At 55.0% G+C, this 23,783-nt stretch carries 18 protein-coding genes and 1 pseudogene; 14 read left to right on the top strand and 5 right to left on the bottom strand.

Going from position 1 to position 23,783, the window contains the following annotated elements; genetic code table 11:
• Nucleotides 1–20: 20 nt before the first annotated feature.
• Genes Dvar_RS00805 through Dvar_RS00795 form a run of 3 tightly spaced genes read right to left on the bottom strand, consistent with a single transcriptional unit; the run spans nt 21 to nt 1,955 of the window.
• The gene (locus tag Dvar_RS00805) at nt 21–446 is read right to left on the bottom strand and encodes a hypothetical protein (RefSeq protein ID WP_419659828.1); all 426 of its coding nucleotides are present in this window, start codon (nt 444–446) and stop codon (nt 21–23) included.
• A gap of 25 nt (nt 447–471) precedes the next feature.
• Nucleotides 472–1,614, bottom strand: a complete 1,143-nt coding sequence (locus tag Dvar_RS00800; RefSeq protein ID WP_419659827.1) for a beta-ketoacyl-ACP synthase III — start codon at nt 1,612–1,614, stop codon at nt 472–474.
• On the bottom strand, nt 1,614–1,955 hold the full coding sequence (locus Dvar_RS00795) for a hypothetical protein (protein ID WP_419659826.1): 342 nt from the start codon (nt 1,953–1,955) through the stop codon (nt 1,614–1,616). Before Dvar_RS00795 ends, Dvar_RS00800 begins: the two co-directional genes overlap by 1 nt.
• A 343-nt stretch (nt 1,956–2,298) precedes the next feature.
• Here Dvar_RS00795 and Dvar_RS00790 point away from each other — a divergent pair, with 343 nt between their 5' ends.
• From Dvar_RS00790 to Dvar_RS00770, 5 genes are all read left to right on the top strand, one after another.
• Nucleotides 2,299–3,435, top strand: a complete 1,137-nt coding sequence (locus tag Dvar_RS00790; RefSeq protein ID WP_419659825.1) for an MFS transporter — start codon at nt 2,299–2,301, stop codon at nt 3,433–3,435.
• A 159-nt stretch (nt 3,436–3,594) separates the two neighbouring features.
• On the top strand, nt 3,595–7,950 hold the full coding sequence (locus Dvar_RS00785; RefSeq protein ID WP_419659824.1) for a PAS domain S-box protein: 4,356 nt from the start codon (nt 3,595–3,597) through the stop codon (nt 7,948–7,950).
• 78 nt (nt 7,951–8,028) lie between these two features.
• Nucleotides 8,029–10,503 carry a response regulator gene (locus Dvar_RS00780; protein WP_419659823.1) on the top strand — a complete coding sequence of 825 codons (2,475 nt, stop codon included), beginning with the start codon at nt 8,029–8,031 and terminating at the stop codon, nt 10,501–10,503.
• A 104-nt stretch (nt 10,504–10,607) separates the two neighbouring features.
• Nucleotides 10,608–10,910, top strand: coding sequence for a hypothetical protein (locus Dvar_RS00775; RefSeq protein ID WP_419659822.1), 303 nt, complete (start codon nt 10,608–10,610; stop codon nt 10,908–10,910).
• Nucleotides 10,907–11,203 (top strand): hypothetical protein, encoded by a 297-nt coding sequence (locus Dvar_RS00770; RefSeq protein WP_419659821.1) that lies wholly within the window; start codon nt 10,907–10,909, stop codon nt 11,201–11,203. Before Dvar_RS00775 ends, Dvar_RS00770 begins: the two co-directional genes overlap by 4 nt.
• A gap of 90 nt (nt 11,204–11,293) precedes the next feature.
• Here Dvar_RS00770 and Dvar_RS00765 read toward each other — a convergent pair whose 3' ends face one another.
• Nucleotides 11,294–13,216 carry an FAD-dependent oxidoreductase gene (locus Dvar_RS00765; protein WP_419659820.1) on the bottom strand — a complete coding sequence of 641 codons (1,923 nt, stop codon included), beginning with the start codon at nt 13,214–13,216 and terminating at the stop codon, nt 11,294–11,296.
• Between the two features lie 348 nt (nt 13,217–13,564).
• Here Dvar_RS00765 and Dvar_RS00760 point away from each other — a divergent pair, with 348 nt between their 5' ends.
• Nucleotides 13,565–14,086, top strand: a complete 522-nt coding sequence (locus tag Dvar_RS00760; protein WP_419659819.1) for a hypothetical protein — start codon at nt 13,565–13,567, stop codon at nt 14,084–14,086.
• Here Dvar_RS00760 and Dvar_RS00755 read toward each other — a convergent pair.
• A complete protein-coding gene (locus tag Dvar_RS00755; protein WP_419659818.1) occupies nt 14,073–14,741 on the bottom strand; it encodes an MBL fold metallo-hydrolase in 669 nt (222 codons plus the stop codon). The genes Dvar_RS00760 and Dvar_RS00755 overlap by 14 nt on opposite strands.
• A 128-nt stretch (nt 14,742–14,869) precedes the next feature.
• Here Dvar_RS00755 and Dvar_RS00750 point away from each other — a divergent pair.
• The 8 genes and pseudogenes from Dvar_RS00750 to Dvar_RS00715 form a co-directional block, all read left to right on the top strand.
• Nucleotides 14,870–15,247, top strand: a pseudogene (locus Dvar_RS00750) (radical SAM protein); the annotation flags it as partial.
• Nucleotides 15,248–15,393: 146 nt separating this feature from the next.
• Nucleotides 15,394–15,726 carry a hypothetical protein gene (locus Dvar_RS00745; protein WP_419664252.1) on the top strand — a complete coding sequence of 111 codons (333 nt, stop codon included), beginning with the start codon at nt 15,394–15,396 and terminating at the stop codon, nt 15,724–15,726.
• A gap of 48 nt (nt 15,727–15,774) precedes the next feature.
• Nucleotides 15,775–16,428 (top strand): hypothetical protein, encoded by a 654-nt coding sequence (locus Dvar_RS00740; RefSeq protein ID WP_419659817.1) that lies wholly within the window; start codon nt 15,775–15,777, stop codon nt 16,426–16,428.
• The gene (locus Dvar_RS00735) at nt 16,391–17,872 is read left to right on the top strand and encodes an ATP-binding protein (protein ID WP_419664051.1); all 1,482 of its coding nucleotides are present in this window, start codon (nt 16,391–16,393) and stop codon (nt 17,870–17,872) included. The genes Dvar_RS00740 and Dvar_RS00735 overlap by 38 nt, the downstream gene beginning before the upstream one ends.
• Nucleotides 17,865–19,334: a sigma-54-dependent transcriptional regulator gene (locus tag Dvar_RS00730; RefSeq protein WP_419659816.1), complete on the top strand. Its 1,470-nt coding sequence runs from the start codon at nt 17,865–17,867 to the stop codon at nt 19,332–19,334. Before Dvar_RS00735 ends, Dvar_RS00730 begins: the two co-directional genes overlap by 8 nt.
• A 269-nt stretch (nt 19,335–19,603) precedes the next feature.
• Complete coding sequence (locus tag Dvar_RS00725) at nt 19,604–21,316, top strand: L-lactate permease (RefSeq protein ID WP_419659815.1); 1,713 nt, start codon at nt 19,604–19,606, stop codon at nt 21,314–21,316.
• Between the two features lie 19 nt (nt 21,317–21,335).
• The gene (locus Dvar_RS00720; protein ID WP_419659814.1) at nt 21,336–22,469 is read left to right on the top strand and encodes an FAD-linked oxidase C-terminal domain-containing protein; all 1,134 of its coding nucleotides are present in this window, start codon (nt 21,336–21,338) and stop codon (nt 22,467–22,469) included.
• Between the two features lie 4 nt (nt 22,470–22,473).
• Nucleotides 22,474–23,766 (top strand): (Fe-S)-binding protein, encoded by a 1,293-nt coding sequence (locus Dvar_RS00715; RefSeq protein WP_419659813.1) that lies wholly within the window; start codon nt 22,474–22,476, stop codon nt 23,764–23,766.
• The last annotated feature ends 17 nt before the right edge of the window (nt 23,767–23,783 follow it).

The following is a 23,783-nucleotide window of genomic DNA, read 5'->3' as shown; positions in this document are numbered from 1 at the left end:
TCCAACCTCTCTATAAGGGATTAATCCTTACCGGATCGCGACACATGTGCATCGGGAACCGATTTCAATTCACTGGCCGGCATACCGAACACATCGGCATAACGCTGCAAAACTTCAGGCGTCATCCGTGCGAAGGGGCCGGGTTTGAGATGCAGCCAGACCTTCAAACGGTTGGTCCCTGCATATTTTGATAGCAAGCCCACACTCATCTGGTGATTGGCCATATGGTAAGCCAGCGGGCTCGCCTTGCCCGCATGCACCCTTTCAAGGGCCTTTTGCGCGGCAGTGTCAATCAGATCCCACGCCTGACGATTGGCGATATTCTTGGGCTCCCAGCCGGCACTGCCGGCCATAACGTAACGACCCTCGTCATCCACCGCGTAGCACACTTCCTGGCGGTGGTCATTGATCATACCGCGATCCTGGGGGACATCATCGATTTTCATGCTTTGGGCTACGCTCCTAAAGGTATCAGACCACCGTCAATTGCATGAAACAGTGGGAAAAGCGTCCGCTCTCCGGGATGAAGCACAAGAGCCGCTGACCGGGCGTTAAACGGCCCGAGCGGAAAAGCTCCTCCAGGATAATATAAATGGACGCACTGCCGGTATTGCCGGTTTCGGGCAGGTTGGTGAACCATCGGTCATAGGGGATTTCACAGCCAATGGCGGCCATGCCGTCGTAAAACTTGCTCCGAAAATAGGCCGAAGAGTAGTGGGGCAGAAACCAGTCCACATCGGCTGCCTGAAACCCGTGTTTGTCCATGCTGGCCTTGAGTGCGCGCTGCATGGTGGAAACGATATTTTTTTCAAGATGGCGAATGTCCTGCTTGACCGCCATCAGGCATTTTTCATCCGCTGGAGTAATGTTCTCCACCACTCTCCAGCCGGACACCCGTCCGTCCTCCCCCTTGATCCCGCCCCCGTACATGCAGGTATCCAGTTCCCCGGCATAGGAGAGGTAATCGATCCAATCGACCTTCAGGGAAATGCCCGACGCATTGGGGCTGCTTGCCAGCAGGGCCGCACCGGCACCATCGGACAGCATCCAACGCAAAAAATCGGTGTCAAAGGCCAGGCTGGGACGGCGTTCCGGATCTTTGTCTTTATTGGCCGAGGGTTTGAAAAATTTGGACCGCATAAATGAAGCCGACAGTTCCGATCCGACACTGACGGCATTGTCGCTCATTCCCATGGCCACATTCATATAGGCGTACTTGAACGCCGTCATGCCGGAAATACAGATACCCGCAGTGGTCACGGCTTCCACCGGCGGCAGTCCCAGTTCTCCTAAAACCATGAGGCCGTGGCCTGGAAAAAGCAGATCCGGGCTGGTGGTTCCGCAACAAAGGCATTGGATATCGGCAAGGCTAAATCCATTGTCATGGGTAAGCCCCCTTACCGCCTCAGCCGCCAGCTGGGCATTGGTATGGGTCAGGGCCTGGGTGTCACGATCCAAAGCGTAGTAGCGCTTTTTAATGCCGTTGTTCTTCAGAACAATCCGTCTGGCCCGGGAGGGAAGGTTGTCCACCTGTCCAAGCACCGTTTCAATGTCCTCATTGGACACCGGTGCGTTGGGGAAAAACGCCGACAGGCGGTTGATGTAAACACTCATTACGCAATTTCCTTTCCAGCGTGAGCGCCACTCGAATGTACGCGGGACAGGCAGTGTTCCAGAAGTGCGGCGTAGGATTGGTAAAACTGCGCTTCCGCCATGCGCGTGGACGTAACTGCATTGGTGAAGGTGTAATAGTCCAGATTGTCGATACGAATCCCAAGGTCTTTTAGGATGCGTGTGGCCGCGATGTTGGTCTTTACCGTATTGCGTTTGTTCAGTGCCAATGTTTCAAAAGACAACGGCTCACCCCGAAAAATCATCTTGATCGATTTGATCCTATAATTTTCTTCGGGAATACTGTGTCCGCAATTGGGCGGGTTAATCAATAGTATGTTCATCAGAAGCGTTTCACCTGACAATTACAACCCCACTTCCAACACCTTTAATTACTGGCGTTTAGGCCTTTATGCGATCAAAGCCGTGAAGTGGGGATCGACGATCCATAAATAAGTTAATCTTTAAACATATTATAATATCGAACATTTTTACTAAAAATCAATACCAATCCCCTTGTATATGAATGAAAGGGAATTACCCTGAAACGAGTCATTTGCGATTCATGGGAAAACAAAGCGGTTTGCCAGGCCTTCAGAAAACAGCCCTGTTTCCACATTCCACCGATGATTGTGCGCCCTTGTCTTTGTCAGGCGAACGGATTAATATCATTGAAAGACGTTGGTGATGGACCCAATCAAAAAGAATCCCATGTTCATCTATCTGTCGGTTCTCACCGTTGCGTCGACCGTGGGACTTCAAGCATGGACAACCCTGTTCAACAACTTTGCCGTGGAAGTGGCCCATTTGCACGGTGATGACATCGGCATTATTCAGTCTATACGGGAAATTCCCGGATTTCTGGCCCTTCTGGCCATCTTTGTCATCCGATTGATTCCAGAGCACCGACTATCCGCCCTATCCATCCTCATTCTTGGCATTGGCATTGCCATGACCGGCTGGCTGCCATCGCTCACCGGCCTGATTTTAACCACCGTGATGATGAGTTTCGGGTTTCATTATTATGAAACCACCAACATGTCGCTCACGTTGCAGTATTTCGACAAACAGGCGTCACCATGGGTCTTTGGAAAACTACGCAGCATTTCTGCTGCTTCGAGCATAGTTGTAGGCGTGTTTATCTTTTGCATGGCCTCGGTGCTCGATTTCAAAGCCATTTACGTGATCATCGGCACATTGATTGGTCTGACGGCCATATGGGGCTTTACTCGCAGACCAACCACAACCGAAACGGTGGTGCAGCGTAAACGGATGATTGTCCGTGGGCGATACTGGCTTTTTTATTTTCTGACATTCATGGCCGGTGCCAGGCGGCAAATTTTCATTGCCTTTGCCGTGCTGCTGCTCGTGCAAAAGTTTGGCTATTCCGTTCAAGCGGTAACGATTCTGTTTGTTATCAACAACACAATCAACTATTTTCTCAGTCCGGCCATCGGTCGGGCCATTATTCGCTTTGGAGAGCGCCGTGTCCTTACCCTTGAATACTCTTTTCTGATTGGTATTTTCATGGCTTACGCCTTCACCGAATCCAAATGGCTCGCCGGCGGGCTTTACATTCTCGACCATATCTTCTTTAACTTTGCCATGGCCATCAACACATTTTTCCAGAAAATCGGTGATCCCGGCGATGTGGCACCAACCATGGCCGTCGGGTTCACCATCAATCACATCGCCGCGGTGTTTTTACCAGCCATTGGTGGCTATTTCTGGATCATCGATTATCGCATCCCTTTTATCGCCGGCGCTGTGATGGCACTGATATCATTGTCCGCCGTTCAACTAATCCGTCCCATATCCCAATAAGCCCTTCCGCCCTTAAACATTTTGACCTAAACTGCTAATAACGCTATACCTTTAGTAAGGCCTTGTTTTTCACAATCATTTTTTCTAAAGCAGTGTTGATCGTCCATGGAACCATGCATGTCTCCTCTCCACTTTTGATCAAGGAACCGATGGATTCGCATGATCAATGACCAGAATAGCTGGTGGTGTCGATACTGTCTTTTGTTTCCGGGTAGGTGTCTCACCAGCCGCCGTCTGCTATCAATGCTGTTGATGGTAGTCACCATCCAGATTGGCTGTTTTTCAGCGGCAATGGATAGTTGTGCGACCACCTCGAAAACGCTTCCTTTGATGGACAGCGATTTTTCTGGATGCTGTCGGAGCAATCATGTCATTGATGGTCGTCGCAGCGTCTTGGTTACCAAGAATCTTTTTTTGCAAGGGGCGGCAGCAGACCAAACGGCGCCCCCCCGTTTCGCCCCGGAGGTCTCCCCGCTTCCGGATCAATGCGCATCCCCGCTTCAGCCCGAATCCGTTCTTTCACGGAATCGGTCACTGATTTTGGGGTCCCTGGCGTTCTTTTTCTTCCTGCTCTCAATGGGGCTGTTGCTGTTTTTATTGCTCACCAGGGGGCGCAGCACCCAACGGCTTCTGTTAAAACAACGGCAATTGCTGGAGGACATTACCGGGAATCTGCCCGCCGTGGTGTATCAATTTTATGTTAACGCTGACGGGACATACGGCCTTAATTACGTCAATCAGAAAGCAGCTGACATTCTTGAACTGGATGTGCCCCTGACATCGTTTTTCACCGCCTTCACGGAGTGTATTCACCCGGACGATAAAGCCCGGTTTTTTGAATCCATCGAAAATGCGGGAAAAAACAAAACCCCCTGGCATTTTGAAGGCCGCTTTGTCAAGCCCTCAGGATCACAGATGTGGTTTTCAGGCGATGCCGCCCCACATCAAAACGGTGGCCAGACGCAGTTCAACGGGGTGATCATGGACGTCACAAAGCGCAAATGGGTGGAGGAAAAGCTGCGCACCTCCGAACAGCGGATGTCCCAAATCATCAACTTCTTGCCTGACCCGACCTTTGTTATCGATTCGGACAGCAAGGTGATTGCCTGGAACCGCGCTATGGAAGAACTGACCGAGGTCAGCGCCGAAACCATCCTCGGCAAGGGCAATTACGAATACGCCCTTCCATTTTACGGCCAGCGGCGTCCGATCACGATCGATCTGGTGCGTGGTTGGAGCAGCGAGATTGCCGAAAAGTACATTAACATCGAACGCAAAGGCGACATCCTCTTTTCAGAAACAAAAGACCACTATCCCCTATTGAACAAGGGGCTGTTTCGAAATGTGGCCGGACCGCTGTACGATGAGGCCGGCAATCTGATTGGCGCCATCGAAAGCATCCACGACATCACCAGCCGCCGCAAGGCGCTTAACGCGCTTCGCGCACGCGAGGAACTGCTGGTTTTTTTTGTGACGTACACGCCGGCAGCCGTGGCCATGTTCGATCTGAAAATGAACTATCTGCACTACAGCCAGCGCTGGATTACCGACTTCAACTTACCCGACGAGGACCTGACCGGCCGCTGTCACTATGATGTGATGGGCCCCATCCCCGAGCACTGGAAAGAAGAGCATCACCGCTGCCTGCAAGGCGAGAGCATCCAAAAGGAAGAAGAAACCTTTACCCGGGCAGACGGCTCGGTGGAATGGGTGCGCCGCACCCTGTACCCCTGGCGGACCCACGAGGATAAAATTGGCGGTATCATTATCCTGGTGGAGCTGACGACAGCAAAAAAGCGGGCCGAGCAGATCGCCAAAGAGGCCCAGGATGAAATTCACAAACGACAGCTGTTTTTGGAGGCCGTCCTCTATCAGGCGCCGGACGCCATTATCGTTATGGATGCAGACCATCGGGTCACAGACTGGAATCCCGGCGCCGAAAAGATTTTTGGATACAAACGATCGGAAATATTGGGAAAAGTTCTAAGTGAAGTCGTTGCCAACAATAAAAGCCAAGCCGAAGTAATAAACAATATCCGCACCGTCAATTCTGGCCAGCACCTTGAGACCTTCGATGCGGTGCGCTATCGCAAAGACGGGACGCCGATCCACGTCCTTGTCGCCGGATCACCTATTGTTCTCGGTGACCAAATGGTCGGGGCGGTGGCCATGTACACCGATATCACGGCACTAAAAAAGGCCGAGGCCGAAGTTAAACGAAACGAGCGCATGTTGCGCCGGATCATGGATATGGTCCCCTCCATGATTTTTGTTAAAAACGCCCAGGGGCGTTTTCTGATGGCCAATCAGGCGGTGGCGGACAGCTATGGTATACCTGTTGATTCACTGGTCGGCAAACTTCAACGCGACGTTCACCCGGATCCGGAACAGGTTGCCCGTTACATGGCCGATGACTGGCAGACCATCCAGAGCGGACAGGCCCTGCTGAAAAATGAAGAGCCGTTTATGGATCACACCGGCGCCATACGCTGGCTCGAGGTATCCAAACTGCCTTGTGACCTGAGCGACTTCGGCGAACCGGCCCTTGTTGTATTGGCTACGGATGTTACCAAGCGCCGGGAAACAGAGGCGCGCATCCAGGAAAGTGAAACGCGCTACCGCATGATCTTTGAAAACACAGGTACAGGAACGGTGCTCAGTGAAGCGGACATGACCCTGAGCATGGTCAACCGGGAATTTGCCCAAATGGTCGGGTACGCTAGGAAAGAGATCGAAGGAAAGATGAAATGGACCGATTTCATTGCCCCCGACGATGTTGAGCAACTAAAAGCCTACCATTTCGCCCGGCGCAAGGATCCTTTCAATACGCCCAATCAGTATGAGTGCAAACTGGTCGACCGCGCCGGTCGGCTAAAACCCATGCTGCTCAGAGCGCGCCTGATTCCCGGGACCCAGACCAGCATCGGTGCCTTTTTGGATATCAGCGATCGAAAGCAGACCGAAGAAGCCCTGGTGGTGGCCAATCGCATGCTGCGGCTGGTTCTGGATACCATACCGGTCTATGTGTTCTGGAAGGACACCAACTGCCGGTATCTGGGGTGCAACCAGCCGTTTGCCGAAAACGCCGGGTTTTCCGACCCTGAGGCGTTGATCGGTCTGGATGACTATGAACTGGTCTGGTACAAGCATGCACCGGCATACCGCCGTGACGACCGGGCCGTGATGACCACGGGACAGGCACGGCTCAACTTCGAAGAAAAACAAACCACGGCCACGGGTAAAACCGTCTGGGTGCAGACCAGCAAGGTTCCCATGCGGGACGGACAGGATAACATCATCGGCCTTTTGGGCACGTTTCAGGATATTACGGAAAATAAACGCGCCCGTGAAGAACTTCAGCGCCTGCGCAATTATCTGTCCAACATCATTGATTCCATGCCCTCGGTGCTGATCGGTGTGGACAACCAGATGCGGGTAACCCAGTGGAACAAGCAGGCGGAAAAACAGACCGGCCTGCCATTTAAAAAGGCCCATAACCAGCCCCTTGAAAGCGCATATCCCCGCCTGGCCGATGAACTCGGCCAGATCAAGACAGCCATCAAAGATCGCAAGGTGAACAGGAATCTTAAAATTCCGCGTCAGCACCAGGGTGGCACCCAATTTGAGGACATCACCATTTTCCCGCTGGAGGCTGACGGTGCGGAAGGCGCGGTCATTCGTCTGGATAATGTGACCGAACAGGTTCGTATGGAAGAAATGATGATCCAGAGCGAAAAAATGCTTTCCGTGGGCGGTCTGGCAGCCGGCATGGCCCATGAAATCAACAATCCACTGGCCGGCATCCTGCAAAATACCGCTGTTTTGGAAAACCGGCTGTTCGGTGATCTGCCGGCCAACCACAAGGCGGCGGAAAAGGTCGGCATCGATTTGGCGGCACTGCGGCAGTACCTGGACATGCGCAGCCTGCCCACCATGCTCGAAAACATTCGTAGTTCCGGCAATCGTGCCGCCGCCATTGTAAAAAACATGCTCAGCTTTGCCCGAAAAAGTGACCGGGTGGTTTCGAGCCATGACCTTGGGACCTTGTTGGATCAAACCATCGAACTTGCCCAAACCGACTATGATATGAAAAAGCACTACGACTTCAAGCAGATTCAAATTATCCGCGAGTATGATCAAACGGTGCCACCCGTGCCTTGCGAGTCCAGTAAAATTCAACAGGTGTTTTTGAATATCCTGAAAAACGGTGCCGAAGCCATGGCCGACAATGCCGACGAAAAAACGTCGCCGATGTTTGTCCTGAGGGTCAAAGACGACGATGCATGGGTCCGGGTTGAAATCGAAGACAATGGTCCGGGAATGGATGAACCTACCCGCCGACGCATTTTTGAACCGTTTTTTACCACCAAGCCGGTCGGCAAGGGCACGGGGCTTGGGCTCTCGGTGTCGTACTTCATCATTACGGAAAATCATGGTGGAAAAATGGATGCGCATGTTGTTGATGACGGTGGCACCCGGTTCATCATTCAACTGCCGAAAGCTGGAAGCTCGTGATCGTTAAGAGTCGTTTTCCGAATCAGGGAGGAATCACCATGGCCGACATGGAAATTACATAACCAGAAGGAAACGCTCATGGAACCGCCTCTAATCCTTATCATTGACGATGAGAAAGCTGTTCGCGACAGCTTTGGCGCCCATTTGGAAGATTGCGGCTATGACATCCTTACCGCGGTTAACGGCCGTGAAGGAATCAGCACTTTTGAAGCGCATCGGCCAGACTTGATTATCGTTGATCTTCGAATGCCTGAGGTTGACGGCATTCAGGTGCTTGAAACCATCAGTGAATCATCACCGTCGACGCCAATGATCGTGGCCTCGGGAACCGGTATCATCACCGATGCCATTGAAGCGCTTCACTGCGGCGCCTGGGATTACCTGCTCAAGCCGATCGAAGACCTCTCCATTCTCACCCATGCCGTGGAAGCCGCCATGGAGAAGGCGCAACTCAGAAAAGAAAACCAGGACTATCGCAAGCATCTTGAACAATTGGTCGAAGAACGGACGGCGGAATTGGAACACGCCAACAAACATCTTTCTCAGATCAACACACGCCTGCGGCATATTGTAGACACCACCCGCTCCCTGTCCTTTTGTAGCGAAGTTCAATCCTTTGGATCATTGCTGCTTGAAGAATTTGGCCAGCACATGCTGGCGACCGGCGGCAGCATCTACTTAAAGGAGGAAAAAGGCTTGCGGCTGGTTCATTCCTTGGACAAGGGGCATGCCACCGATTTCATCCCCTTCCCGCTTCCGAAAAAATCACTCTTCCAACAGGCCATCGACGCCAAGCAACCCGTCCTCGTTCACAATATATCCAATCAAGAGACCATTGCCCCCAGCGGCTGGCAGGGTTACACGGATGGTTCAGCGCTTGTTTTTCCCCTGCCGGATGAATTCGGCGGCATTGCCGGTATTATGACCCTGCACAGCAAAACCCCCCCGCCGTTTCTGGATCAGGATCGTGAAATCGGTACGATTTTAGCCTCTTATAGCTGTGAGGCGCTGCGGGCGGTTCGCGCCACGCAGGAACTTCGGGAAAGTGCATCCCGGTTTCGCAAAATTTTGGATACCATTCCCACCGGCATCATTATCGTCGATATTGAAAACCGCCAGATTGTCTATACCAATCCCGCCGCCGCCAGCATGGTGGGTACCGAACCCCAACAAGTCACCGGGAAAGCCTGTCATGAATTGTTCGATGAATCGTCATGTGAGCAATGCCCCATGGATTCGGGCAGCCAGACGATTCAGGCTCAACGAACGCTGCGCACCGTATTTGGAAAGGAAAGGCCGGTACTGAAAACCGTTTCCCGAACCACATTGGAGGGACGGGAATGCTTCATGGCAACATTTATTGATCTGTCGGAACGAATCCGCGCCGAGGAAGACAAGGAAAAACTGGAAACCCAGTTGCGCCAGGTTCAAAAGATGGAGGCGCTGGGCACCCTGGCCGGCGGCATTGCCCATGACTTCAATAATATTCTCAGTGCCGTGATCGGGTATTCAGAGTTGGGTCTGCAGGATCTGGGTGACACGTCTGATCCGCTGTATCCAAAATTAAAGGCCATCAACAATGCGGGGCTGCGGGCGAGGGATCTGGTCGAACAGATCCTGGCTTTTTCCCGTATGCAGGAACAAATGCATGCGCCGGTAAAAGTTTCCCCGATCGTCAAAGAAGCCATTAAACTGCTCCAATCCTCCCTGCCGGCCAACATAAAAATCAAGTCCGTGATCAAAGCCGATCGGCCGGTGCTGGGCGACCCCACTCAAATCCATCAAATCATCATGAACCTATGCACCAATGCGTATCATGCCATGCAGATATCCGGCGGCCAGCTGGGTGTAACCTTGGAGGAGGTCTTCATTGATGCATCGCAAGCCCCCGCCGGTTTGACACTGGAATCAGGCCAATACCTGCGTCTGGCGATTTCAGATACCGGCTCGGGCATCAATCCGGCCATTATTGATCGCATCTTCGAGCCTTACTTCACCACCAAGGACAAAAGTAAGGGAACGGGTCTGGGATTGGCTGTCGTCCATGGCATTGTCAAGGGCCATGGTGGTGAAATCAAGGTTGAAAGCCAGGAGGGCGAGGGAACCTGCTTTACCGTGTACCTGCCGATTTCACAAGCCGAGACATCCGAAAAAGGGCCCCACTCAAGCAGTTTGCCCATGGGCACCGAACATGTTCTGTTGGTGGACGATGAAAAGGATATCGTGGAAATCGGCAATCAGATACTCCAACGCCTGGGTTACCGGGTAACCGCCGTCATTGGCAGTAAAGCGGCCCTTGACGCCTACAAAGCGGATCCATTCCGGTTTGATGTGGTCATTACCGACTACAACATGCCGGAAATGACCGGCGACCAGATGGCCAAAACGATGATGGGCATCCGCCGGAAGATCCCTATCATCGTTTGCACCGGGTTTTCCGAAGTGTTTGATAAAGAGCGCGCCCAGGCTATGGGTATCCGCAAAATACTGATGAAGCCCGTAACCATGGAAGCCATGGCCCATGCGGTACGCGAAGTACTGTCCTCGGATTGACGATTTATTTTCACTTCAACAACTGAAATAGCGGCACGGTGGTGGGAATCGCGCATAACGTGGAGTGGCTGTTTCGGCCTTTTGTCTGGAGCGAAGCAAACGGGATGAACGCCCTTACTATCGATAGCAGTCGTGAGGGGGGTGAGTGGTATGCCGGAGTTATCAATGACAACGGGCTGATCGGCGGCAATGTGATCGACGACGGCAACGATACCGTCGACTACTGCTATCCTTATTACTGGCCAACCGAAAACAATGATCCGATCGCTTTGGAAATGCCCGAGATCTATCCCTACGGCAAAATTTACGGAATCAATGCCAACGGACAGATGGGGGGGGGATGTTCAACGATGAGGATCAGGATCACGCTTTTATTTTCGATAGCACCAATGGGGTGGTTGACTTGAACGCATGTATCAATGCTTCCGGCGCATGGGAATTGCAAACGGCGGTTGACATCAATGATTTGGGCCAGATTACCGGTATCGGCTTGATCGGTGGAGTCAAGCACGCCTTTTTGCTCACCCCTGCCACGGACACCAACGCGGACACCGATATCGATGGCGGCGATCTGGCTCAACTGGCTCAGGATTTCGAAAATACCTGCAATGAAGGCTGTTCCGCTGATTTCAACACGGACAGCGTTGTTGATTCAGACGATCTGCATCTCTTTAGCCTGGCTTTCGGGCAGGCTGAATAGGCGCAAAAGCGAGCAATATTAAACATCCAGGGCCGCCGCCATTGGCAAGACCCTGGATGTAGAAGAACAGTCAACATGAAAATAATGCGTCTAGCGCGTTGCCACCGCAATACGATAACAGCGCAGGCAACGATCCGCCTCGGCAACGGCCTGGCTCAGACTTAAGACGCCTTCCACTTCATTGAAATCATTGATACGCGTTTCCGGAGCAAGAACGGCCGGATGGGCACGGTGGGTAATGCCGTCAAACGGAAACGCCTCGCTGGCATCGTAAACCCCGCTGCCGTTGACCAGGGTCTGCAGGATCTCGGGTACTGTCGGCTGACAGTCGCCCTTTTCGATGAATTGGGCGATATGACGGGCAGCCTTCTTTCCTGCGGCCAGGGCGGCAATGAGCGTCGCCGGCCCGGTGATACAATCTCCGCCACCGAACACACTTGGCGCATGGGACTGGAAGGTCATCTGGTCGACAATCAGGGTTTTCCAAGCCGTCAGACTATCCTCATCGGGAAGCACACAGTCGACTACGCAGATTTGTCCAACCGCCGGAATAATGGCATCGCATTCAATAACGAATTCCGAGCCTTCGATCGGAACCGGCCGCCGGCGTCCACTGGCATCCGGTTCACCCAGCTCCATGCGGCGGCATTCCAGACCGGAAACCTTGCCGTCGGTATGCACGATACTGACCGGGGCTATCAGATAATGAAATTTAACGCCCTCTTCCTTGGCTTCCTCGATTTCCTGGGGATCGGCCGGCATTTCGGCCTCGGTGCGCCGATAGAGCAGGTTCACATCCGTGAAACCGGTGCGCAGGGCCGAACGAACGCAGTCCATGGCCACGTTTCCGCCGCCCACGACCACCAGCTTTTTGCCCTCTACAGGCTGCCGGCCACGGGAGACTTCGGCCAAAAAATGAATACCGGTGAGAAAACATTCATAGCCCGCATCCTCGCCTTCACAGCGCATCTTTGAGGATTCCGGGGCACCCACGGCCAGGAAAACGGCACGATAGCCTTCTTTGCCCAGATCTTCAACGGTGATGTCTTCGCCGATGTTCACGCCGTAGCGAATTTCCGCCCCCATGCGCTCTACCTGGGCTACTTCGTAATCCATGATATCAGGAGGCAGCCGGTAAGATGGGATCCCGTAGGTGGCCATGCCGCCGGCCCTCTCCTGGGCCTCGAAAATGGTGGTCTTGTATCCCATGGTGCCCAGATAATAGGCACACGACAGGCCGGCCGGTCCCGCCCCGACAATGGCCACCCGGTCGGATTTGTATTCCGCTGGCGGTGCTTTGAGCGGCTGGGCGCCGGTGCGCATCTCGTTATCGGCCAGAAACCGTTTCAGTGCCCGAATACTGATGGGTTCATCCACACGTCCACGCCGACAGCTTTCTTCACAAGGGCGGACGCAAACGCGCCCGATGGTACCCGGCATGGGACAGTCTTCCCGCACGCGGGCCAGGGCCTGATCAAAATTGCCCATGCGGATACCTTCGACATAGGCCGGAATATCCACATTGGAAGGACAGGCGCTGATACACGGCGCTGTTACCACAGCGTCGTACGATTGTTTGCTGACCACCCGTTTTTCCTTTACGGTGGCAGCAAATTCGTCTGCATAACGATCCAGGATTTCCAGGGTTGGTTGCTCCAGGCACCGTCCCACATCACAGCGGGCGGATTCAGAAATAAAGCTTGCCATCTGACGAATCTCATCCAGGTCGGAAAGCTGGGCCTGACCGGCACAAATCCGTTCCATGATGGTGCACAGCCGTTGAGTCCCCTCCCGACAGGGGGTGCATTGGCCGCAGGATTCCTTGGCCACCTTTTCCAGGTAGGCGCGTAAAAGGTCCACGGGATCCACTGCGGAGTCCCACACGATTACGCCTTTCCAACCCAGCAAGGCTTTAAATGGAGGAAATTCATCTCCAGTTTCTGCGTATTTGCCTATTAGACCGACAAGTTGGTCGGACCAACCGTCCCAGGTGCATAGCAACGGCTCTTTCATGAGACATCACCTTTCTGTGTGATTGGGTATTATAGACAGGAAAGATTTCCCATACTACAGGATCGGGCTCGGGGTCAATCCATGAGACGCTTTATGGGCGATTTGTTGATTGATCTTCGGTCAAAAAAGGGCCCCTCCGACAAAAAACAACCCTACAAAACGACTATTCAGACTATTCAGTTCATTGGCTTATGAGTAAAGGGACACTTGACCGAAACCAAAGGCTGTTTTATGGATGTTGGTGTTCTATAAAGCAAAGGGAATCACCCCACACAACACTGATGAATTCGTAAAAAATTGCCGTTTTTACGAATCCATCGGCAATAAATGAAGGATCGTTTTTTCGTCATGGGTGAAATTAAAAGCACGTTGGACCTGGTGATGGAGCGAACACGCCACCTGTCCATGTCCACAAAAGAAAAATTGCAGCAGCGGCAAGCAAATTTTGCCAAGCGGCTTCAGGGTCTATTGCAGCAATATGCGGACGGGGCAATGGCCGTAAACAGGCTGCGTGACCGGATAAACGCGCTTCAGGCCGAGTTCTCCATGACCGACCGGGAGCCGGTGCTGACGGCGATTATCGAGCGTATCGATCCTGAAAAGGACAATCAATCCTGGCTGGCTCTATTGGCCGACCTGGCACCGGCCATCGGCCAGGCCCTGGAAAAAGTGATTGAAACGTTCCAAAAAGAAAAAGCCGCATTAGTGCAGGTGAGTGGGCAGCGGCTGGGCGAGGCCATCGCGCGGCGGCATGGCATCAGCGGATCTGCGGTGGTGCCCAACCCGGCCACGGACTCCGATTATGTGGAACAACTGGCCCAGCTTCGGCAGATAACGCGTGCCCGGTTGAAGGCGTCTACACGTACCTGAACCAAGTCTTTTCAACCTGCGTGAAATTGGTTTTGACCGCATCGCTGCCGGAAACGACATCTCCATGGCCGGACAACAGCCATGCCGCATCCACCTGGCCCATACGGCGGATACTGTCCTTTAGCTGGCCACCGTTCCCACCCGGAAGATCGGTGCGGCCCAAACCGTCCTTGAATATCAGGTCACCGGTAAACAAAGCCTTTTCCGCCGGCCAGTAAAGGGTTGCGCTGCCCGGTGAATGACCGGGCGTATGGTAAACGCGAAGCGTGATATCACCGACCGTTAAATCTCCCTCGGTGAGAAAAAAATCCGGCGTAAAGCGCTCCATGTCGATATTCATGGACGCCTTGACGTAAGGCGCCATTTTCTCGATCAGCTGCCATTCCTTCTCGTGAAGGGTAAACAGGGCCTTGGTTTGTGCGAACACCCCGGCCGCCTCGATATGGTCCGGGTGGGCGTGGGTGCAGATGACCAGATCGATGTCTTCAATGGTCAGCGACAGCTGTTGCAGCCCGTTTCGTACATGACCGAAATAGGCCACATGCCCCGGATCGATGAGAATGAGTTTTTCGGACGACCGAAGCAGATAGGTGTTGCAGTTATTGGCCTGCATAGAGGTCCATAAAAAGGCATGCAAGTGCGGCGTCAGTTCCATGGGATCGACTCCATCGGATAGGTTATTGTTGAATCGCAAACGGGCTGGGCGACCTAAAGACGATAGCATGCCAGAAACAAAAAATCTGTCAAGGCGTTCCACTATCATATTCAAAACGGAGCGCTATCATGTCCCACTTGTCTATCCGGCGCCTGGCTTCGGGCGGTGTGATCACCAACTATTATTGTGTCTCGCGCTGCGCTCACTGCCTGTACAACTCAAGTCCCCGTCGCGACAAGGCGTATCTTGACCCAGATCTGGCCGAAACCATTTTCCGCCAGATTGCTGCGCACGGATGCCGCTCTGTGCATATCGGCGGCGGCGAGTCCTTCCTGGATCCCGAGGGATTGATCCGCGTGGCAACCGCCGCCCGGGACGCGGGCATGGGTATCGACTATATTGAAACCAACTCGGCCTGGTTTGTTGATACGGCGCAGGCAATCACCCTTTTGAAAGAACTGAAAGCCAGTGGGGTCCACACCCTTCTGGTTTCCATCAGCCCGTTTCACAATGCGCATATTCCCTATGCCCATGTGAAAGGGGTGATCGATGCCTGCCGCCAGGCGAGACCACCATTCGCGCCAATATCCTTTACCTGGACTCCTATCACGACGGGTATGCCTGGTCCGACGAGATTCTGGAGGGGCTGCGCATGCGATTGCGACCCTATCCGGCCGTCGAGCTGCAGGTGGAGTACATGGACCTCAAACGCTATCCTCGCGTTCACATCACCCCGCTTCTGGTCGATCTGTACAAACGCAAATTTCAGGGCAAATCCTTCGATCTGGTGGTGGTATCGGACAACTTCGCTTTCGAATTTTGGCAGAATTATGGCGACCAGCTCTACCCCGGCCTGCCTGTGATCTTTTGCGGCGTCAACGACATCGCGTCAACAGCCTTTGAAGGCCGCAACATGACCGGCGTAATTGAAAATTTCGATGTCGACGCCACCCTGAATGTAGCTCTCTCCCTGCACCCCAATTAAAATCGGCTGGTCATCATCGGCGATTCATCCATTACCGGCGTTCACATCATGAACCAGGTGTTGTCGGTCAAGGACCGGTTTGCCGGCCGCCTCGAATTCGTCCCCTACAAGCTGTCGAGTCTCAACGAACTCGGCGCCCTCATGGACGAGGTGTCGGACAACACCATTTTTTATTTTATTCCCTTTTACACCCAGCTCGAAGGACAGTTCTATTCGGCCACGGAAGTTCTCGAATTTGTTCACCACAGCACATCGGCCCCGATCTACACCAACTGGGAATTTCTTCTCGGCCACGGTGCCGTGGGCGGCAAGATGCTCTCCGGCCGCGTCCATGGGCGCCTTGCCGCTGATTATGCCCTGAAAATCATAGCCGGTGCCAAGGCGGATCAGCTGCCGCTCAATGATTTTACCGACGCGCCCTTTGAATTCGACTATACGGTGCTCGTGGAACAGGGAATCCGGTTGGAGAATCTTCCCGAAGGCAGCATCATCGTCAACCGCCCCAAGGCCTTTTACCGGCTGAACAAACAGCTTTTCTGGACCTTCATTGTTTCCATCGCCACGTTGCTGATGTTTTCCGGGCTGCTCATCCGTAACATCATGCAACGACGGGCGGTGGAGCGGCGCATGCAAAACCAGCTTTCCTTTCAGGAGCTTCTGCTGGATACCATCCCCCCAGCTGATCTGCTGGAAAGACCGTAACAACACCATCCTGGGCGCCAACCGCTATTACGTAAATTTTTTCGGTGCCGACGATGCCAAAGGGCTGGATAGCCTCACCGGCCAGGCCCAACAAGACTATGCCGCGCATGCCAGGTGGGCCAACCGCCTCAACAATGAAGTCATGCAGTCCGAGACCCCCATGCCGGGCATCAAACGCAGCGTGGCCAATGCCACCGGCGATGTCCGGCAACTGGAAGTCAAAAAGGTTCCATTGCGCGACAAGGCATCGCGGGTGGTGGGCACCCTGACCATGTCCGAGGATGTAACCCGGGCGGTCAACCTTGAAAACCAAATCCGGCAGTCTCAGAAAATGGAGGCCATCGGCAACCTATCCGGCGGCATCGCCCACGACTTCAACAATATCCTGACCTCCATCATCAATTCCGTCGAGCTGTCCCTGATGGACGCGGACGGCGACAGCCCCGCGGGCAAGGACCTCAACCGCGCGCTCAAGGCCGCCCGGCGCGGCAGCGCCCTGGTCAAGCAGATCCTCACCTTTTCGCGGCCGTCCAAGGAGGGAATGGTGCCCACGCGCATTCAGGGTGTGGTCCATGAAGCGGTCGGCCTGTTGCGCGCCTCACTGCCGCGCAATATTTCCGTCAACGAGTGCATCAGCCAGCGCCTGCCCATGTGTGTCGCCGATCCGAACCAAATCAACCAGATCGTAATGAATCTGACCACCAACGCCTTTCATGCGCTGCGCAACACCGGGGGCACCAACACCATCAACCTCGGCGAAGCGATCGTCCAGCAAGAACAGGCCGAGCTGAAAGGCATTGCACCCGGCAGATACGCGGAGCTGGTGGTCGCCGACGACGGTCCCGGCATTGCATCTGAAATCATGGATAAAATATTCGACCCCTTTTTTACCACCAAAGGGGTGACCGAAGGTACCGGCCTGGGCCTTTCCATGGTCATGGGGATCGTTCGCGGTCATCAGGGCGCCATCGAGGCCCGGAGCCGGCCCGGGCACACCGCATTCAGCGTTCTGATCCCCGAGCACACCGGCGCCTTTGAGGTACTGGATGAAAAGACCGGTGATACTCCCCACGGCTCGGGACATCTGCTTTTCGTTGAAGATGACGACGATCAGTACAACACGGTGCCGCGCTTGCTGGAGAGCATCGGGTACACCGTGACCGCCACCCAGGACCCAGGGTTAGCCCTTTCCCTTGTGGACGACAGTCCCGATCCATTCGACCTGGTCATCACCGACTTCGACATGCCGGTCATGGATGGCATCACGCTGGCCCGCAAGCTTGGTGAAAAAATACCCGAAGTGCCGGTCATCGTCGTCACGGGCCGCAAGACGGCCCTGGAAAAGGCCGGACCGCTGGACAACGTCAGTCGTGTGGTCCTTAAACCCTATGATCGCAAGGCCATTGCCCTGGCCATAAAGGAGGTATTGACGAGCGATGACTGAAGCGGAAAAAAATCCTGGAAAAGTGCTGATTATCGATGATGATCCCGAAGTGTGCGACACGATGCTCAGCCTGTTCAACCGCATGCAGATCACCGGTGAATCGGCCACCCTGCTTAAAGATGGGCTGGAAAAACTCGAATCCGGGGATTTTGATCTGGTGTTTCTGGATGTGCGTCTGCCCGATGGAAACGGATTGGATGCCCTGGAGCGAATCAGGCTGATGCCCGGCGCCCCCGAGGTGATCATCCTGACCGCGCAAGGTGATCCGGACGGCGCCGAACTGGCCATCCAGCAAGGAGTGTGGGACTACCTGGTCAAACCATCACCGGTCAAAGAGACCATGCTCAGCACCCAGCGGGCCCTCAAATACCGTAAGGAAAAACAGGCCACCCCGGTGGTAGCCCTGGATCTTTCCGAACTGGTGGGCCGCAGCCCCCAACTGCACCAAATCCAAAGCGTTATCGCCCGGGCCGCACGCAGCCAGGCCAGCGTGCTGATCAATGGTGAAACCGGAACCGGCAAGGAACTCACAGCCCGCATCATCCACGAAAACAGCCCCCGCGCAAATCAGGGCTTTGTGGTGGTCGACTGCGCCGCCCTGACCGAAAACCTGGTGGAATCGACCCTGTTCGGCCATCGCAAGGGCGCGTTCACCGGTGCCGACATGAACCGCATGGGGCTGATCAAGCTGGCCGACGGCGGCACCCTGTTTCTGGACGAGGTCGCCGAGATGCCGCTGGGAATTCAGAAGAGCTTCCTGCGCGTGCTTCAGGAAAAACGGTTTCGGCCGGTGGGCGGAAACCGGGAAGAAAAAAGTGATTTCCGCATCATCGCCGCCACCAACAAAAATCTGGAAGAAGCGGTGCAGCAGGGACATTTTAGGGAAGATCTGCTTTTTCGCCTGAAGACGATGAACATCGTCCTGCCCCCTTTACGCTGCCGCAAAGAGGATATTCGCAATCTGACCCTGTATCAGGTCCAAAAACTCTCCCAACGCTACGAGATGCCCGAAAAAGGGGTTGGCTCGGATTTTCTGGAAGTCCTGGAAAGCTATCACTGGCCCAGCAATGTCCGTGAACTGTTCAATGTGCTGGAGCAGGCCTTCGTGAACGCGGGTGAAGAACGCACCTTATACGCCATGCATCTGCCCAAGGCGATGCGCATCAGTGCGGCCAGGGCCAATATCATCGGCAAGATGCCCCCTTGCCCGCAGCCAGCCGAACAACCACCGCCACAGGCCACGCGGCCAGAAGGCACTGCTGCGCTGGCTGGTGAAATCGAGACCCTGCTGGCCGATGCGCCCCCCTCCCTGAAACAGTTCAAAGCCATCATGGAAAAGCGCTATCTGGAGCAGGTGATCGCCACGACCGGGGGAGATTTGAAATCCATCCTCGACATCTCGGGGTTGTCCCGGTCCCATTTTTACGCACTGCTCAAAAAAAACAGGGTGAGCTTCAAATAGCATCAATGATAAGTTGGGCGCAGATATTCCTTGTCCGGATTTCCCCACACGGTAATTTCGACGCCAGTCCGATTTTTCGGACAGAAGGCGCTGCTAGGCCGTCTGATTTTTCAGACTTTCCACGCATAAGACTTTTCCGAAATCTTCTATAAACAATACAAAATACTGTAATCAATCGAGAAACAGATATATCAACAGGTATGGCATAAATTTTGTTGAAGCGTTGGCAGATATTCACGTTAACCGCTTAACAAAGGAGCTGCTTTATATTGTCCGTTTGTGTGCTTGCGCTGATTGCCGCGATTCCGATTCTCTTGGCCCTAGTTCTCATGGTCGGCCTGCGCTGGCCGGCCATCAAAGCCATGCCCGTGGCATGGTTGACCGCCGCCCTGGGGGCGGTCCTGGCCTGGGGCCTGCCCGTGGGCTATGTCACCGCCCTGACTCTTCAGGGGTTCGTCACCGCCATTGGTATTCTGATTATTGTCTTCGGCGCCATCCTGATCCTGCGCACCCTGCAGCAGTCCGGCGGCATGGAGACCATCCAATACGGCATGCAGAATATCACGCCGGATCGCCGCATCCAGGCGATCATCATCGGCTACATGTTCGCCGCCTTTATCGAAGGCGCCGCCGGTTTCGGCACGCCGGCCGCCCTGGCCGCGCCCCTGCTGCTCTCGCTGGGATTCCCGCCGCTGGCCGCCGCCGTGGTCTGTCTGGTTTTCAATGCCTTCCCGGTCACCTTCGGAGCCGTGGGCACCCTGGTCATCCTGGGCCTCAAGTTCCTGCAACCGCTGGTGGGCGAAGCTGTCAGCCAGGGGGCCAGCGGACTCAACTTCACCAACATGGGTGAATTCAACATGGCCATCGGCAAATGGTCGTCGCTTCTGCACGCCCTGATGATTTATATTCTGCCCATCTTCATGCTCGGTTTCATCACCCGTGTTTTCGGCCCCAACCGCAGTTGGCGCGACGGACTCAAAGCCTGGAAATTCTGCGTATTCGCCGCCTCCGCGTTTTGCGTCCCCTATCTTGGGTTCGCCTGGTTCGTCGGCCCGGAATTCCCCTCCCTGATCGGTGGTTTGGTCGGGCTGGGCGTGATCATCGCCGGTGCCAAGGCTGGTTTCTGCATGCCTGAGGAAACCTGGGATTTCGGCCCCCACGAAAAATGGGCCGCCGAATGGAGCGGCGAGGTCAAGTATGATGGAAAAACCGAATTCAAACCGCACATGTCACAGTTCAAGGCCTGGCTGCCCTATATTCTGATCGGGCTGCTGCTTGTGGTCACGCGGATCCCCGAGCTGGGCCTCAAGGGATTTCTGGCGGCCCAGAAACTGGAATTCAACCATATCCTGGGCTATGAATCGGTGAGTGCCAGCATTGCCTACCTCTACCTGCCCGGCACCATCCCCTTCATGCTGGTGGCGATCCTGACCGTTTTTCTTCACGGCATGCCCGCTACAAAGGTCGCTACCGCTTGGCGCCAGTCCATCGCCACAATGAAAAACCCCACCATCGCCCTGTTCGCGGCGGTGGCCCTGGTCTCGATTTTCCGCGGCTCCGGTATCACGGACACGATCCTGAATCCAAATGCCTATCCCTCCATGCCACTTGCCATGGCCAACGCCGTGGCCGGTATTTCAGGCCAAACATGGCCGCTGTTCGCCTCTTTTGTGGGCGGCCTGGGATCCTTCATCACCGGCTCCAACACGGTATCCGACCTGCTGTTCGCCGAATTCCAGTGGGGCGTGGCCACCCAGCTCGACCTGCCGCGTCAGATCATCGTTGCCGCCCAGGCCACCGGTGGTGCCATGGGCAACATGATCTGCATTCACAACATCGTGGCCGCCTGCGCCGTAGTGGGCCTGTCCGGCATGGAAGGGCAGATCCTGAAAAAGACTGTGTGGCCGTTTCTGCTTTACGGCACGGTCGTCGGAATCATGGCGACCATGATGAGTTTTGTCTTCTTCCCGGGGCTGTTATAGGAAAAGGTTGATTTAAGACATGCAGACGGGAAAACCAGTCATCAACGCGCTCAACAAAATCATCGAAATCAACACCCAGGACCTTTACGCCGTGGTTCAGCCCCGCGTGGTAACGGCCAAGTTTGCCGCCGAAGTGGCCAAACAAGGGCTTTTCTATCCCCCGGATCCGGGCTCCATGGCCGTGTCTACGATCGGCGGCAACGTGGCTGAAAACGCCGGCGGCCTGCGCGGCCTCAAGTACGGTGTGACCAAGGATTACGTGATGGGCGTGGACTTTTTTGACGTGACCGGCGGGCTCGTCAAGTCCGGCTCGCGCACCGTCAAATGCGTGACCGGCCTGAATCTGTCCGGTCTGCAGGTGGCCAGTGAAGGCACCCTGGGCGTGTTCAACGAGATCGTGCTCAAACTGGTTCCGCCGCCGGCGGCCAACAAAGCCATGATGGCGGTCTTCGACGATATCGACAAGGCCTCGGAAACCGTGGCCGCCATCATTGCCGCGCACATCGTGCCCTGTACCCTGGAAATTCTGGACAACAGCACCATCAAGTATGTGGAGGATTTCACCAAGGCCGGTCTGCCCACCGAGGCCCAGGCGATCCTGCTGATCGAGGTGGACGGCCATGCGGGTCAAGTGGCCAAGGAAGCCGAAAAAGTGGTCGCCATCTGCAAGAAGGTGGGTGCGGTCACTGTTCAGGCCGCCAAAGACGAAGCCCAGCGCAACAAATTGTGGGAAGCCCGTCGGGCCGCGCTGCCGGCCCTGGCTAGGGCCCGTCCCACCACGGTGCTGGAAGACGCCACTGTGCCACGCTCCCAGATCCCGGCCATGATTCGCGCCATCAATGACATCGCCAAAAAACACCAACTGGATGTGGGCACCTTCGGTCATGCCGGCGACGGCAACCTGCATCCCACGATCCTGTGCGACAAACGCGACACCAAGGAGTTCGAACGGGTGGAGCAGGCTGTGGACGAGATTTTCGATGTGGCCCTTTCCCTCAAAGGGACCCTGTCCGGCGAGCATGGCATCGGGCTGGCCAAGTCCAAGTGGCTGGAAAAAGAGACCTCGCCGGCGACCCTGGCCTACGCCCGCGCACTGAAAGCGGCCGTGGATCCCAAGGGGATCCTCAATCCCGGCAAGATCATAGGAGGGTGATGCCATGACAGACCTTCATCAATTAGCAGTCATGCTCAAACAGCTTGACGACCAGATGGTCACCTGCATGAAATGCGGCATGTGCCAGGCGGTCTGTCCGGTGTTCAGGGAAACATTGCGGGAAGCCGATGTGACCCGCGGCAAAATCGCCTTGTTGGAAAATCTGGCCCACGAAATGGTCGCCGATGCGGCCGGCGTCAAGGAAAAGCTCAACAAATGCCTGCTGTGCGGATCATGCCAGGCCAACTGTCCCTCGGGTGTGAGGATTATCGATATTTTTCTGAATGCCAGAATCATCGTCAACACGTACATGGGCCTGCCGGCAGCCAAGAAGGTGATCTTCAAGGGTATGCTCACCAAGCCGGGCCTGTTCAATGGCCTTTTGTCCATGGGTCAGAAATTTCAGGGCATTTTCACCAGCCCGGCGGACGAGCTGTTGGGGTCATCCTGCTCCAAGATCATGTCGCCGTTGATCGGCGACCGCCATTTTCTGCCCCTGGCCAAAAAGCCCTTTCGTAAAATGGTCTCCACGGTGGACACCTGCGCGGGTAAATCCGGACTGAAAGTGGCCTTTTTTCCGGGCTGCGTCATCGACAAGATGCTGCCCCGCGTGGGGGTGGCGGTTCTGGAGGTGCTGATGCACCACAATGTCGGTATTTTCCTGCCGTCCGGCCAGGCCTGCTGCGGCATCCCGGCGATCTCGTCCGGTGACGGCGAATCGTTCGCCAAACTGGTCGAGCTCAACGTCAAGGCCTTTGCCAAGGGCGATTACGACTATCTGGTCACCGCCTGCGGCACCTGTACGGCCACCATCAAAGAAATCTGGCCCAAGTTCCTGGACCGGTTTCCCAGCGACATTCAGTCCCAGGTGCGCCAGATGGCCGACAAGGCCATGGACATCAACCAGTTTCTGGTGGACAAGGTGGGCATCGACACCCAGCCGGCGGCAACAGGCGGCACCCGCGTGACCTATCACGATTCCTGCCACCTGAAAAAATCCCTGGGGGTCACCGACCAGCCGCGTACCTTGCTCAAGGCCAACCCGGCCTGCAACTTCGTCGAGATGAACGAGGCCGACCAGTGCTGCGGAAACGGCGGAACCTTCAATCTGCATCATTACGATGTCTCCAAGAAGATCGGCGACCGCAAGCGGGAGAATATCCTTGCCAGCGGCGCGGATGTGGTCACCGCCGGATGCCCGGCCTGCATGATGCAACTGACCGATGTGCTCTCGCGGCACGGCGACCGCATTCGTGTGCAGCATCCGGTTGAAATATACGCCCAGGGCCTGAATTAAGAGCCTGTTTGATAAAT

The sequence above is a fragment of the Desulfosarcina variabilis str. Montpellier genome (genome assembly GCF_048565275.1).
In the GTDB taxonomy this organism is placed as follows: domain Bacteria; phylum Desulfobacterota; class Desulfobacteria; order Desulfobacterales; family Desulfosarcinaceae; genus Desulfosarcina; species Desulfosarcina variabilis.
Note: the sequence above shows the minus strand (reverse complement) of the source record. Positions and strands in the feature narration are given on the sequence as shown.

Coding starts and splice junctions, on each gene's coding strand:
- Dvar_RS00805 (WP_419659828.1), bottom strand. CDS start 446: ATGAAAATCGATGATGTCCCCCAGGATCGCGGTATGATCAATGACCAC.
- Dvar_RS00800 (WP_419659827.1), bottom strand. CDS start 1,614: ATGAGTGTTTACATCAACCGCCTGTCGGCGTTTTTCCCCAACGCACCG.
- Dvar_RS00795 (WP_419659826.1), bottom strand. CDS start 1,955: ATGAACATACTATTGATTAACCCGCCCAATTGCGGACACAGTATTCCC.
- Dvar_RS00790 (WP_419659825.1), top strand. CDS start 2,299: ATGGACCCAATCAAAAAGAATCCCATGTTCATCTATCTGTCGGTTCTC.
- Dvar_RS00785 (WP_419659824.1), top strand. CDS start 3,595: ATGATCAATGACCAGAATAGCTGGTGGTGTCGATACTGTCTTTTGTTT.
- Dvar_RS00780 (WP_419659823.1), top strand. CDS start 8,029: ATGGAACCGCCTCTAATCCTTATCATTGACGATGAGAAAGCTGTTCGC.
- Dvar_RS00775 (WP_419659822.1), top strand. CDS start 10,608: ATGAACGCCCTTACTATCGATAGCAGTCGTGAGGGGGGTGAGTGGTAT.
- Dvar_RS00765 (WP_419659820.1), bottom strand. CDS start 13,216: ATGAAAGAGCCGTTGCTATGCACCTGGGACGGTTGGTCCGACCAACTT.
- Dvar_RS00760 (WP_419659819.1), top strand. CDS start 13,565: ATGGGTGAAATTAAAAGCACGTTGGACCTGGTGATGGAGCGAACACGC.
- Dvar_RS00755 (WP_419659818.1), bottom strand. CDS start 14,741: ATGGAACTGACGCCGCACTTGCATGCCTTTTTATGGACCTCTATGCAG.
- Dvar_RS00745 (WP_419664252.1), top strand. CDS start 15,394: ATGCGATTGCGACCCTATCCGGCCGTCGAGCTGCAGGTGGAGTACATG.
- Dvar_RS00740 (WP_419659817.1), top strand. CDS start 15,775: ATGAACCAGGTGTTGTCGGTCAAGGACCGGTTTGCCGGCCGCCTCGAA.
- Dvar_RS00730 (WP_419659816.1), top strand. CDS start 17,865: ATGACTGAAGCGGAAAAAAATCCTGGAAAAGTGCTGATTATCGATGAT.
- Dvar_RS00720 (WP_419659814.1), top strand. CDS start 21,336: ATGCAGACGGGAAAACCAGTCATCAACGCGCTCAACAAAATCATCGAA.
- Dvar_RS00715 (WP_419659813.1), top strand. CDS start 22,474: ATGACAGACCTTCATCAATTAGCAGTCATGCTCAAACAGCTTGACGAC.